The sequence below is a fragment of the Pedobacter jeongneungensis genome, from assembly GCF_039538295.1.
Classification (GTDB): domain Bacteria; phylum Bacteroidota; class Bacteroidia; order Sphingobacteriales; family Sphingobacteriaceae; genus Pedobacter; species Pedobacter jeongneungensis.
The window spans coordinates 103,499-115,820 of sequence record NZ_BAABBY010000010.1 but is presented as its reverse complement, the minus strand read 5'-3'; the positions used below and the strand labels follow the sequence as shown (position 1 = coordinate 115,820).

Annotated in this window: 13 protein-coding genes; 3 read left to right on the top strand and 10 right to left on the bottom strand. The window is 39.6% G+C overall.

The features are described from left to right. Positions 1–83: 83 nt before the first annotated feature. The 9 genes from uppS to ubiE form a co-directional block, all read right to left on the bottom strand. The gene (uppS, locus tag ABD769_RS19630) at positions 84–824 is read right to left on the bottom strand and encodes an undecaprenyl pyrophosphate synthase (RefSeq protein ID WP_344853056.1); all 741 of its coding nucleotides are present in this window, start codon (positions 822–824) and stop codon (positions 84–86) included. A gap of 19 nt (positions 825–843) precedes the next feature. Continuing rightward, on the bottom strand, positions 844–1,656 hold the full coding sequence (gene porG / locus ABD769_RS19625; RefSeq protein WP_344853055.1) for a type IX secretion system protein PorG: 813 nt from the start codon (positions 1,654–1,656) through the stop codon (positions 844–846). Between the two features lie 2 nt (positions 1,657–1,658). Continuing rightward, positions 1,659–2,540: an NAD kinase gene (locus tag ABD769_RS19620; protein ID WP_344853054.1), complete on the bottom strand. Its 882-nt coding sequence runs from the start codon at positions 2,538–2,540 to the stop codon at positions 1,659–1,661. Positions 2,541–2,549: 9 nt separating this feature from the next. After that, positions 2,550–3,212, bottom strand: a complete 663-nt coding sequence (locus ABD769_RS19615) for a CBS domain-containing protein (protein WP_344853053.1) — start codon at positions 3,210–3,212, stop codon at positions 2,550–2,552. Next, complete coding sequence (locus tag ABD769_RS19610; RefSeq protein ID WP_344853052.1) at positions 3,212–3,976, bottom strand: alpha/beta fold hydrolase; 765 nt, start codon at positions 3,974–3,976, stop codon at positions 3,212–3,214. The genes ABD769_RS19615 and ABD769_RS19610 overlap by 1 nt, the downstream gene beginning before the upstream one ends. Before the next feature lie 182 nt (positions 3,977–4,158). Next, a complete protein-coding gene (locus tag ABD769_RS19605; RefSeq protein ID WP_344853051.1) occupies positions 4,159–4,605 on the bottom strand; it encodes a GatB/YqeY domain-containing protein in 447 nt (148 codons plus the stop codon). A gap of 92 nt (positions 4,606–4,697) precedes the next feature. Continuing rightward, positions 4,698–5,459, bottom strand: coding sequence for an SDR family NAD(P)-dependent oxidoreductase (locus ABD769_RS19600; RefSeq protein WP_344853050.1), 762 nt, complete (start codon positions 5,457–5,459; stop codon positions 4,698–4,700). A gap of 89 nt (positions 5,460–5,548) precedes the next feature. Then, positions 5,549–6,346: a type IX secretion/gliding motility protein PorT/SprT gene (gene porT / locus ABD769_RS19595; RefSeq protein ID WP_344853049.1), complete on the bottom strand. Its 798-nt coding sequence runs from the start codon at positions 6,344–6,346 to the stop codon at positions 5,549–5,551. Further along, the gene (ubiE, locus tag ABD769_RS19590; protein WP_344853048.1) at positions 6,343–7,074 is read right to left on the bottom strand and encodes a bifunctional demethylmenaquinone methyltransferase/2-methoxy-6-polyprenyl-1,4-benzoquinol methylase UbiE; all 732 of its coding nucleotides are present in this window, start codon (positions 7,072–7,074) and stop codon (positions 6,343–6,345) included. Before ubiE ends, porT begins: the two co-directional genes overlap by 4 nt. A 167-nt stretch (positions 7,075–7,241) precedes the next feature. Between ubiE and yihA the strand changes: the two genes are divergently transcribed. The 3 genes from yihA (at position 7,242) to ABD769_RS19575 (ending at position 10,786) form a co-directional block, all read left to right on the top strand. Then, positions 7,242–7,865 (top strand): ribosome biogenesis GTP-binding protein YihA/YsxC, encoded by a 624-nt coding sequence (gene yihA / locus ABD769_RS19585; protein WP_086547449.1) that lies wholly within the window; start codon positions 7,242–7,244, stop codon positions 7,863–7,865. Between the two features lie 210 nt (positions 7,866–8,075). Then, positions 8,076–8,933: a UbiA-like polyprenyltransferase gene (locus ABD769_RS19580; RefSeq protein ID WP_344853047.1), complete on the top strand. Its 858-nt coding sequence runs from the start codon at positions 8,076–8,078 to the stop codon at positions 8,931–8,933. A 146-nt stretch (positions 8,934–9,079) separates the two neighbouring features. Then, a complete protein-coding gene (locus ABD769_RS19575) occupies positions 9,080–10,786 on the top strand; it encodes a M3 family oligoendopeptidase (RefSeq protein WP_344853046.1) in 1,707 nt (568 codons plus the stop codon). Positions 10,787–11,032: 246 nt separating this feature from the next. Here the strand turns inward: ABD769_RS19575 and ABD769_RS19570 are convergent, their stop codons facing one another. Further along, on the bottom strand, positions 11,033–12,253 hold the full coding sequence (locus ABD769_RS19570; protein WP_344853045.1) for an MFS transporter: 1,221 nt from the start codon (positions 12,251–12,253) through the stop codon (positions 11,033–11,035). Positions 12,254–12,322 lie beyond the last annotated feature (69 nt).

The window sequence follows — 12,322 nt, the reverse complement described above, 5'->3', positions numbered from 1 at the left end:
TTTCCCTTATTATGGTTTCATTTATCGTATAAAAGTGGTGCTAAGTTAGTTTAAACGCTTGTTAAAAAGTGTTAAAAGAAAAATTAGTTTAATTGTTCACTAATTTTGCCAAAACGGCGTTCGCGTTTTTGATAGTCTACAATAGCCTCGAAAAGATCTTCGCGCCTGAAATCCGGCCATAAAACATCGGTAAAATAAAACTCTGTATAAGCCATTTGCCAAAGCAAATAATTGCTGATGCGATGCTCTCCGCTGGTCCTGATCATCAACTCCGGATCGGGTATATTTACGGTGGTGAGTTTAGACGAAAACAGGTTTTCATCAATATCATCTAACGATATCGCATTATCTTTTACAGCTGATGCTATTTTTTTGGCCGCCTCTATAATTTCCCATTTTGCACTATAACTTAATGCCAGTGTTAGTGTACATTTCTCGTTATGAGCCGTTTTTTCCATGGCTTCTTTCAAATCATCAATACACTCCTGCGGTAAAGATGCAATGTTGCCAATCGCGTTAAGCTTAATGTTGTTTTTATTAAGTGTTTCGGTTTCTTTATTGATGGTAGAGATAAGAATCTGCATCAAAGCATCCACTTCTTCTTTAGGCCGGTTCCAGTTTTCGGTAGAAAATGCATATAGAGTTAAGTACTCGATACCTACTTCCACGCAGCCTTCTACAATGTCTTTCACAGAAAGTACACCTTGTTCATGGCCAAAAACCCTCACTTTACCCTGGCCTTTTGCCCATCTTCCATTACCGTCCATGATTACGGCAATGTGCTTTGGCAGGCGGCTATAGTCTATTTGTTCTTTAAATCCCATTAATTATATCAAAATCAGCTTAAAAGGAATAGCATTTTGAGGATACAAAGGTAAAAGATATGCCAACACTAACAAATAGATAAGTGTCCCTTTTTCGAAAATCGCCTCTTTGTGTGCCTGGCTGTCCAATTTGATAACGTGAAGGATCGGATAAATTCACCTGATTCTGGCCATTTCCAACAAAAACGGGATTAACCGGATAGCGGCCGCTTACATCATCAATATAATCGGTAGAAGGCGTTCTGTAACCCAACTCGGTAAAAACACTCCAGGTATCTTTATAATTATACCTTAAGCCCAGGCCATAAGGAATGGTTAAAACGGCATTCTTATATCCATTTTCCTGTCCTTCGGTAGCCAGGCGGTCTAACCGGTACCGCTCGCCATTTACTTTTACAGTTGGTTTAAATACCAGTAAACCCACCCCGGTGAAGAGGTATGGTGTAAATTGCCTCGTTCCGCCACCAAGGTTGAAATTAAAAAAATTAAAATCCACCAGTCCGCTAAATTCGTTCAGTGAAGTTCTAAAACGCAGGTTCCGCTCACGGAACTGCTCACTGCTCGAATAGGAATCATCAGCTTTTACCTCTCCATAGGTATAATTTAAACGAACACCCAGGTATTGGTTAAAATTCCGCTTCACATAAGCCCCGCCAGATAAACCACTGATATATAAAGGATTGTTTTGATTGAGATCACCAATATAACCTGCCCCACCAGCCATCAGCCCAACTTCCCAGGAGGGTTCGCCTATAGGTGCACGCTGTGCATGGACAAGCTGCCCGCTAAAGAAGAAAAAGAGGATAATGAATAGCTGTTTGCCTGGCGTCATACTTAGTAGTTACGGGTATCAATGCCCCATAATAATTTATTCCTTAACGTGTTTAAGTACGTTTCATTGTTAAGGCGGATCAGATTTATGCAAAAATCGGCTTTTTTGATGCTGATTTTAACCGAACGCTCTACTGTTACCGTGCGGCTATCGCAGGAAACGAGGAATTTCGATTCCCTGGCTTCTACTTCAAAAGAGAGGGTGTTGCCATCAGGAACCACTACCGGCCTAACATTTAAATTATGTGGTGCAATGGGCGTAATTACAAAGTTTTTGGAATCAGGGTAAATAATCGGTCCGCCGCAGCTTAGTGAATAAGCGGTAGATCCTGTTGGGGTGGCAATAATTAATCCATCTGCCCAGTAAGAATTAATAAACTCACCGTTCATGGAGGCATGGATAATCATCATGGCCGAATTATCGCGTCGGTGGATCGTAATATCGTTCAAAGCAAAGTTTTCTTCGCCAAATAAGCCATTATCCGATTCTAAGGTTAACAACGAGCGGGAATCTAAAGTATATTCGCCATTGCTCAAGGCCTTTAATGCCTGTCCGATTTCATTTTTATTGATACTCGCCAGAAAACCTAAACGGCCAAAATTAATCCCGATTACGGGGATCCCCGAATTGCGGATTAGCGATAATGTATCTAACAAGGTCCCATCACCACCCAGGCTCAGCAATACATCAGCATGGTCTTTAAGCTCGGCGTGGTTATGAAAGATAAGGGTATTTGAGGGCAGTTTGATTTTGCCGTGAAGGGATGTTTTAAATTTAGAATATAAAACGGGTTGGATATGATGTTCGGCAAAATGATCAAAAACCTCCTGAACATAGGGCAAAACCGTATCATTAAAATCTCTCCCGTAAATTGCAATCCTCATAAAGCAGGTTTATACATTTAAATAATTCATGAAAGAATCGTAACGCTCCTGCGACCCATCATCAATCTGTGTGTTATTATATACTTCTTTAACGAGGTAATCGTACCTTTCGAAAGAAGCTACCAATGAAGTAATTTCTGTTTTATTTACTTTGAGCGTTACTTCTAAACGTGTAGAATCTTCGAAAGCGTTGACGTAAGAAGAGAGTACCTGTGCATTATCGGCTTCAACAATCTGAGCGATGTGCGCAAGTGAATTATCACGGTTGCTGATTTCGAGTACAATAATTCCACCGGGTTCATTTACGGCGTATTGTTCTGCTACAGCATTAACCATATTATTGATGGAAATTAAGCCTACATAATTTTTCTGTTGATCCAGTACCGGAACAGCAGTAAGTTTTAGCTGGCTCAACAGCCTGATTACATCATATGTATGTGCATTGTTGAGCACAAAAACATTAAGTGTATTTACGGCAGCATCACTTAAAAGGGTATCGTGATCAGGGATATTTAATAAATCATCTTCAGAAACCAAACCCAGCAAAGTAGCCTCGTTAACTACCGGCAAATGCTTTAGTTTAAAATCGTTCATGCGATCTAAAGCTTTTTGCACCGTGTCAGCGGTTCTTAATGATGGAATTGCATCCGATATGATTTCTGCAGCAAACATTATTTCAATAATATCCTATCTAAAAATTTATCCAAAAAGGTATTAAATATTTCGGGATGTTCCATCATAGGCGCATGCCCGCATTTATCTACCCAGTTTAATTCAGAATTTGGCAATAACTGGTGAAATTCTTCTGCCACTTCCGGTGGGGTAACTTTATCGTTTTTTCCCCAGATCAATGATACAGGGATGGTAATTTTTGAAAGTTCTTTGGCCATGTTGTGGCGGATTGCCGATTTAGCCATGGTTAAAATCCTGATTACCCTCGAGCGGTCGTTAACGGTTTTAAATACGTCATCAACCAGTTCTTTGGTTGCCGTTGCCGGATCGTAAAAAGTAAATTCTACTTTTTCTTTAATGTAATCGTAACTCTCCCTGCGCGGAAAAGAACCACCAAAAGCATTTTCGTATAAGCCCGAACTTCCGGTGAGTACCAGGGCTTTCACAAATTCCTGATGTGCAACCGTAAATACCAGTCCAACGTGGCCACCAAGCGAATTGCCCACAAGCACTACCTGGTTTAAATTTTTATATTTTAAAAAACGGTGAATGTACCTGGATAAAGCCTTTACACCGAGGGTTAAAATCGGCAGATCATAAATGGGTAAAATCGGGATAATTACACGGTAACGGTCTTTAAAGTGCTCTATAACAAGCTCCCAGTTACTTAGTTCGCCCATTAAGCCGTGCAGCAATACCAGTGTCTCGCCTTTTCCAGCTTCGATGTATTTAAATCCGTCTTCTTCTATTATCGGGTAAGTCATATATATTTAGATGGTATTGTGCTACTAAGTTAGTAGAGTAAAATTAAATTTATGCATTTCTATGCCATTTTTCTGAAATAAAATCGAAAACGGTATAAAAACTCCATTTGTAATGCGTAAAGCGGCTAGCGGCTGGCGATAAATTAGCCTTAAACCTTTCAAGCCTCTACCTTTTACCTTAATTAAGCCAGTTTTTCTTTAACAATTTCGGCAATTAATTTTCCATCGGCTTTACCAACAAGTGCTTTATTTGCCAGGCCCATTACCTTCCCCATATCTTTAACCGATGTAGCACCAGATTGTTTGATTACCTCTTCGATAATTGCGGCAACTTCTGCCCTGTCCAGCTGCTTAGGCAGGAAGCGGTTAATTACTTCAATTTCTTCTTCTTCAACCTGGTATAAATCTTCGCGATTTTGCTGTTTATAAATATCAGCAGATTCACGACGTTGTTTAATCAGTTTCTGAAGGATTTTAAGCTCAGCTTCTTCTGTAATTTCTTCGGCTGAACCTTTTTCTGTTTTAGCCAAAAGTAAAGCAGCTTTAATTGCCCTTAAACCTCTTAATGTTGCCTGGTCTTTAGCCAACATGGCTGTTTTCATTTCCTGATTTATAGTATCTGATATCATTTTTATTACCCCAAACCCCTAAAGGGGCTTTCTTTTTATTAATTTGAATTATTTCTTATTAAATTTCCCACGTAATCCCCCCTTTCAGGGGGTTAGGGGGTTTTATTCACTATCGTTGCTGTTGCCTGTGCGGTTGGCATTATCAGCATATCATTAATATTTACATGCTTTGGTCTGCTCACTACGTACCAGATGGCATCGGCAATGTCATCGGCAATTAAAGGCTCAAAATTTTCATATACCTTTTTTGCCCGCTCTTCGTCGCCTTTAAAACGCACCACCGAAAATTCGGTTTCTACCATACCCGGATTAATTGCAGTCACTTTTATCCCGTGGGCAAGCAAATCGATACGCATGCCTTTGGTTAAAGCATCAACAGCATGTTTACTGGCACAATATACGTTTCCATTTGGATAAACTTCCTTACCTGCAATAGAACCGATGTTGATGATATGGCCTGACTGGTTAGGGATCATCCAGTTGGAAACAATTTTGGTTACATAAAGCAAACCTTTCACATTGGTATCAATCATGGTATCCCAATCATTTGTATCGCCTTTATCAATCGGATCTAAACCCTGACTTAAACCTGCATTGTTAACTAACACATCTACTTTTTTCCATTCGTCAGGCAAAATTGCTAAAGCCGCGGTAAGGCTATCTTTATCGCGTACATCAGCAAGAACCTGTTTAATGGTGATGGCATATTTATCTTCAAGGTGATGGGCAATTTTAGCCAGTCGGTCTTCCCTGCGCGCCAATAGCACCAAATTGTAACCTTGTTGGGCAAATGTATGTGCACAGGCTTCGCCAATACCAGAAGTTGCGCCTGTAATTAATGCAATTTTAGACATGTTTATGAATTTTAAGTCACGGTAAGCCCCAAGCTAACACTTCAAGGTTTACCTACATCAGCAAAGGTAAGTTTTTTTGAATTGCAGGACTATTGAAAAATCAAACTGAATGTTAATTGACGTAATTTCAACTTATCTATCGGATTGGCATAAACGGTATCGTCATGCTGGAGCAGATCGCCTTTAGAATACGACAGTTTAATTTCGGGCGACATTTTGAAATATTCGAAATAAATATCAAAGCCAATCCCCGTTTCGTAAGAAAGATAATTACGCTGATTTTTTAACAATTTGTTTACCGGACTTTCACCTTCATCGAAGGTTTTCTTCTTCGAGGCAATATCTATCGAGTATTTTGCACCACCGAGCCAGTAAGCCCTGAAATTGTTCAGGCGGTTGGATTTTACTTTTATCCCCAGTGGAAATTCGAACATGGTAGCCTGCACTTTCCGCTCAACCAGTGATTGAAAATTTTTGGTCTGTCCGTTACCCAGGTTAATCGGTTCCTTTGGTTCATATTCGTAACTGACTACCCTATCGCTGAATATAAGTGAAGGGGTTGCACGGATATCAAAATTATCGGAAATCATCCGGTTCATTACAAAGCCCAGTCCAAACCCTTGCGAGGGGGTACTGTAAATCGCATTTAAACGTGAAGTAACAGGAATGCCCGAATTGGGATCGTAAGAAACCCCTAATGAATTTGGTACTTCGTAGAAAGGCTCACGCCAGTTTGCTTTTTTAAGGATTTTGTATTCTGCAGAGATGTATTGAAAATTAAAACCAAAACTCCAATCTTCATCATCTATACCACCACCCCAGTTTTGGGCAAAAGCAGTTGCAGAAACAGCGAAGAGTGAAAGAATGAGGCTTAATTTTCTGATCATTTGGTCCCTATGTATATCGAACTTATTCCAAACGTTAAAATTCTTTGTTTGGTACTTTTGAAACCTATTTTTTGCATCAGCCCTGTAAAATCTTCTCCATCAGGAAAAGCCGCTACCGATTCGGGCAGATAAGTATAAGCCCTGTGATCTTTAGAAAACAGTTTACCAAAAAATGGCGTGATGTGCTTAAAATAGAAGTTATATAATTGTTTTACCGGAAATACCTTTGGTTTGGAAAACTCTAAAATCACCATTTTTCCATTGGGTTTTAGCACCCGGTACATATCGGTTAATCCTTTTTCGAGGTTTTCGAAATTCCGCACGCCATAAGCACATGTAATGGCATCGAAAGTATCATCTTCGAAGTGTAAACCCTCCGAATCGCCCACCTGAACGGTAAAAGTTTCGTTCAAATTACGTTCGTTGATTTTTTTCCTGGCTACATCAAGCATGCCTTCAGAAATATCTACACCAATTACCTTTTCGGGATGAAGCTTTTTAATGGCTTCAAAGGCAAAATCGCCCGTTCCTGTAGCTACATCAAGCATAATCCGTGGCTGGATGGAAACCAGTTCTTTAATGGCTTTCTTACGCCACAACACATCAATGCCTAACGACAGAAAATGGTTTAAAAAATCGTAAGTGCCCGAAATGTTATTGAACATGGTTGCAACCTGCTCTTTTTTAGTTGCATCTTCTACTTGGTATGGGGTGATATTCTGATTCATGATATGAGGCAAAGATAGATAAAAGTCGGGAGTCTTTAGTCCGGAGTCCGAAGTCTTTGACGCAAAGTATTCAGTGTATTGTCAAAAATGAGATTAAAAAAGATTATCAAATTGGACTCCGGACTTCGGTCTTCGGACTTCCGACTCAAAACCCTACCTTTGCGCCTATGATTATCAAAACGGCAACATTTGTTTGCAGCAACACCCAAATTTCGGCCCTGCCAGTACCAACAATGCCCGAATATGCATTTATTGGCCGCTCTAACGTGGGTAAATCTTCCCTGATCAATATGTTGGTAAATCAGCATGGATTGGCCAAAACTTCCCAGCGACCAGGAAAAACCCAATTAATTAATCACTTCCTGATTAACGAGAAATGGTATATTGTCGATTTACCGGGTTATGGTTATGCCAAGGTTTCGAAAACAAGCAGAGAGAAATGGGAAAAATTTATCCGCGCTTACATTACCAAAAGAGAAAGCTTACAGTGCGTTTTTGTTTTAATTGATAGCCGTTTGGAGCCTCAGGGAATCGACATTGAATTTTGCTACTGGTTAGGCGAAAAACAGATTCCTTTTTCTTTGATTTTCACTAAAGCCGATAAACAGGGAATGACCACCACTCAGAAAAATGTAGCTGCCTTTAAGAAAAAATTAGGGGAATTTTTTGAAGAAATCCCGGCAACCTTTATTACATCTGCTGAAAAAGGAAACGGAAAAGACGACGTTTTAAACTTCATTTATGAGGTGAATAAAGATTTCGTGGTTCCGACAGATTATAAAAAGTTTTAGATGGTTTAGTAGTTCATTAGTCATTGGTTAATGGTTCATAGTTTTGTAGCTCATGGTCCATGGTTGGGTTGTCGATAGCAAGTTTCAGAAATCTATTTAACGACTGATTTTTCTTTAAACTATTAAATTTTCAACTATAACGATCAAACCATTGAACCAACTAACACAATTAACCGTTAACCAATTTATACAGTTAACCCTTTCTATTAAATGAAAAAATACTTTTCACTCGTATTATTCGCTCACTCAGTTTTTGCGCTTCCATTTGCCATGATTGGCTTCTTTCTGGGCGTTACCACTACCGAAAGTCCATTTTCGTGGTATAAACTGATTCTGGTTTTGCTTTGCATGGTTTTCGCCCGTAATTCGGCAATGGCCTTTAACCGTTATCTGGACCGGAATATCGATGCTAAAAATCCGCGTACCAAAATGAGGGACATTCCGGCTGGTAAGGTTTCGGCAAATGAGGCGCTGATTTTCGTCATAATCAACTGTGTCCTTTTTGCCATTACCACATACTTTATCAACCCGCTTTGTTTCTATTTATCGCCGGTAGCGCTGTTTGTGGTTTTATTTTACAGTTATACTAAAAGATTTACTGCACTATGCCATTTGGTATTAGGCTTAGGACTTGCCCTGGCGCCTATTGGTGCCTATATTGCCGTTACCGGACATTTTGCCCTCGTTCCTGTACTTTATTCGTTAACGGTACTTTTCTGGGTAAGCGGATTTGATATTATCTATGCTTTGCAGGACGAGGAATTTGACCGTGAAGAAAATTTACACTCCATACCATCTGCGCTTGGCATTAAAAATGCTTTAAATGTTTCGGTGCTGCTACACGTGTTATCGGCTACCTGTGTAATTTTACCAGTGTTTTTTACATCTTTCAGCTGGGTTTATTACGTAGGTATTGTGTTTTTCTGTTCGATGTTGATATATCAGCACTTACTCGTTAAGCCAAACGATATTAGCAAAGTAAACAGGGCTTTTCAAACCTTAAATGGTTATGCATCGGTGGTATTTGCCGTATGCTTTTTAATAGATGCGTATTTGAGACATAAATAAAATGAGAGAATGAATGAGTTTTAAATGAGTGAGTGATGACCATTCTCTGATTCAATCCTTCTCTCATTCAATAATTAAAAATTTTAAATGAGTGAGTGATGACCATTCTCTAATTCAATCCTTCTCACATTCAATAATTAAATATTATGATGATAACGAAAAAACCCAGAACATATATTCCGCAGGAACTAACCATTACCTGGGAAAATTTAGAACCGATTTTTACTGAATTACAACACCGCGAAATAAACAACGCAGCTGAACTGGAGCAATGGCTAAAAGACCGCTCGGAACTGGAAGCCGCTTTGGAAGAAGATTTTGCGTGGAGATACATTAAAATGAGTTGCGATACCGCCAATGGAGAGCTGGTAAAGAACTTTCAATATTTTGCAACAGAAATAGAACCGAAAATCTCTCCGTTAGGCAACAAACTGAATAAAAAGTTTGTAGAAAGTCCGTTTATGGAAGAACTGGATAAGGAAAAGTATTTCGTTTACAGCCGTGCAATTAAAAAAGCTTTAGAACTTTACCGCGACGAAAACATTGAACTGTTTACTGAATTACAGGTAAAACAACAGAAATACCAAAGCACCACAGGTGCAATGAGCGTGCAAATTAACGGACAGGAATACACTTTGGAGCAGGCTTCGATCTTCATTAAAGATTTAAACCGCGAGGTTCGTGAAAATGCATGGAAAACGATCCAGCAGCGCCGCTTAATTGATAAAGATGACTTAAATATCCTGTTTGACGAGTTAATTAAGCTACGTAACCAGGTAGCGTTAAATGCAGGTTTCGAAAATTACCGCGATTATATGTTCCAGGCTTTGGGCCGTTTTGATTATACGCCTCAGGATTGTTATGATTTTGCCAATGCGATTGAGAAAGAAATTGTTCCGATTTTAAAAGAACAGGCAGAAAAACGTCGCGAAGCATTAGGTTTAGAGGTACTAAAACCCTGGGACCTGGAAGTAAGCGTAAGTGGTAAACCAGCTTTAAAACCCTTTAATAATGGTGAAGAACTGATTGATAAAAGTATTGCCTGTTTTAACGCCATTGACGAAAAATTGGGTGCAAAACTGGCTACCATGAAGGCCAATAATCTTTTTGATGTAGAGAGCAGAAAAGGCAAGGCACCGGGTGGTTACAATTATCCTCTGGCCGAAACCGGAGCGCCATTTATATTTATGAACTCTGCAAACTCGCTGCGCGATTTAACCACAATGGTTCATGAAGGAGGACATGCCATCCATACTTTTTTAACAGCTAACCTGGAGCTGAACGACTTTAAACACTGTCCGTCTGAGGTAGCTGAACTGGCCTCTATGAGCATGGAGTTAATCTCAATGGATAACTGGGATGTTTATTTCGACAATGAAGAAGATTTAAACCGCGCTAAAAAAGAGCAGCTGGCCGATGTGTTAAAAACATTGCCATGGGTTGCGGTAATCGATCAGTTTCAACACTGGATTTACACCAACCCTAACCATACCGCTGCCGACCGCGAAGAAACTTTTAAACAGATTTATAACCGCTTTGGCGCTGGTTTTGCCGATTGGACAGATTTAGAACAGCAATTTGGTAACGGATGGCAGAAACAACTTCATTTGTTCGAAGTTCCATTTTACTATATAGAGTATGCTATTGCGCAATTAGGTGCCATTGCCGTTTGGAAAAACTACAAAGAAAATCCTGAAAAAGCTTTGGAGCAATACCTGGCTGCACTTTCTTTGGGCTACACCAAACCAATGAATGAAATATATGAAACCGCAGGTATTAAATTTGATTTCAGCGCAGAATATGTAAAAGAACTGGCCGGTTTTGTAAAATCGGAGCTTGAGAAACTGGGATAAGAGTGGTAGAAGGTTTGAAGGCGGAGGGCTGAAAGGTTTCCCTCCTCACCGTTAAATAAACGAAAGTCGTGGCATTTTGCCACGACTTTTTTTGTTTGCATTTAAAAAAAATTCGTCATCTCGACCGGAACGCAGTGGAGCGCCCGCCTGCTTCGGGCAGGGAGAGATCTATCTCGAGGTAGATCTCTCGACTACGTTGCACTCCGCTCGAGATGACGGTAACTTAATAAACAAATGGCCAATAAACTATAAAACAACTTCCTTTTTCCGAATCCTTGAGATGATAAACATGACTAAAACCGATAACAGGATCATAACCAGGTAACTGTAACTTAGGTTTCGTTCATCTTTGGCAGGGATCAGGTTTACCACACCATAACTCAATAGCGAAACAATTACATAGGTGAAACCACCTGTCAGGCCACCTGCAATTCCTGCATTTTTAGGGAACTTGCTTAAACAGAAAGTGAAGTAGTTATTAAACGTATAGCCTGCACCGACATGGATAATAAAAGCAAAGAAAATTAACGACCATAAGTTAGACACGAAATTTAAGCTCACAATCATTAGTACTACAAAAGCAACCTGCAACAGCGAATTGATCATTAATCTTCTAAAAAAGGGTTTATTAATGGTTGCTTTACCGATAAAGCCACCAACCATCCAGGCGAAACCCAGAAACAGTGAGCTATAACCTGCTACCACCGGAGAAAAATTTAAATGGTGCTCAATGATAAATGGTCCTGTCATATTGTAAACCATCACCATGCAATAGGCCAAACCCAGCATTACAATACCTAGCGTAAAACTGGTGGTTTTAATCATTTCGGCATAAATGCCTGTTATTTTCTTCAGCTGGAAATCGGTAAAATGCCTTAAGGTTTCACCGCTGAATATGATTTCCAACACTGCAAAAACGACTGCAAATCCGGCTAAAAAGTAAAAATTAGATTCCCAGCCAAAAGCGGTTTGCAGATAACCGCCTATAAATGGCGCAACGATTGGTCCGGTGCTCCAGATGATGGAAAATAAACTCAAATAATGTTTTAGCTGATCGCCTTCAAAAAGATCGACAAAATATGCCCTTTTTGCCACCACAATTGCACCTACCGTTACCCCATGGATAACACGCATGAAATAAATAAGGTAAATGTTATGCGTTGTGGCAATAACAATACTGGCTACGGCAAAAATCAATAATGCATAGAGTGAAATTTTATACCGGCCAAAACTATCGAGTACGCTGCCAATAAAAAGCTGCGAAATACCATAGCTGATTAAGAAAATACTTAAGGTAAGCTGAACCTGAACATTGCTTACCTGTATTGCCCCTGCCATATCAGGCAATGAAGGGATATAAATGTCTGTGGCAAAGCCCGAAATAGGAAGTAAGGCAAAGGCCAGTAATGTGGCAATGCCCTGGTTATGTGCTTTGATATATCTAATTGATGTTGTATTTGCGGTCATGATACTACCCTGTTGTCATTAATATTCTAATCAAACAAGGTTTTATGGCATTGTATAACCTTTTTCGAT

Excerpts from the sequence above, each read along its gene's own strand:
- ABD769_RS19610 (WP_344853052.1), bottom strand. The coding sequence starts at position 3,976 with ATGACTTACCCGATAATAGAAGAAGACGGATTTAAATACATCGAAGCT.
- porT (WP_344853049.1), bottom strand. The coding sequence starts at position 6,346 with ATGATCAGAAAATTAAGCCTCATTCTTTCACTCTTCGCTGTTTCTGCA.
- ubiE (WP_344853048.1), bottom strand. The coding sequence starts at position 7,074 with ATGAATCAGAATATCACCCCATACCAAGTAGAAGATGCAACTAAAAAA.
- ABD769_RS19605 (WP_344853051.1), bottom strand. The coding sequence starts at position 4,605 with ATGATATCAGATACTATAAATCAGGAAATGAAAACAGCCATGTTGGCT.
- ABD769_RS19575 (WP_344853046.1), top strand. The coding sequence starts at position 9,080 with ATGATGATAACGAAAAAACCCAGAACATATATTCCGCAGGAACTAACC.
- ABD769_RS19615 (WP_344853053.1), bottom strand. The coding sequence starts at position 3,212 with ATGTTTGCTGCAGAAATCATATCGGATGCAATTCCATCATTAAGAACC.
- porG (WP_344853055.1), bottom strand. The coding sequence starts at position 1,656 with ATGACGCCAGGCAAACAGCTATTCATTATCCTCTTTTTCTTCTTTAGC.
- uppS (WP_344853056.1), bottom strand. The coding sequence starts at position 824 with ATGGGATTTAAAGAACAAATAGACTATAGCCGCCTGCCAAAGCACATT.
- ABD769_RS19620 (WP_344853054.1), bottom strand. The coding sequence starts at position 2,540 with ATGAGGATTGCAATTTACGGGAGAGATTTTAATGATACGGTTTTGCCC.
- ABD769_RS19570 (WP_344853045.1), bottom strand. The coding sequence starts at position 12,253 with ATGACCGCAAATACAACATCAATTAGATATATCAAAGCACATAACCAG.
- yihA (WP_086547449.1), top strand. The coding sequence starts at position 7,242 with ATGATTATCAAAACGGCAACATTTGTTTGCAGCAACACCCAAATTTCG.
- ABD769_RS19600 (WP_344853050.1), bottom strand. The coding sequence starts at position 5,459 with ATGTCTAAAATTGCATTAATTACAGGCGCAACTTCTGGTATTGGCGAA.
- ABD769_RS19580 (WP_344853047.1), top strand. The coding sequence starts at position 8,076 with ATGAAAAAATACTTTTCACTCGTATTATTCGCTCACTCAGTTTTTGCG.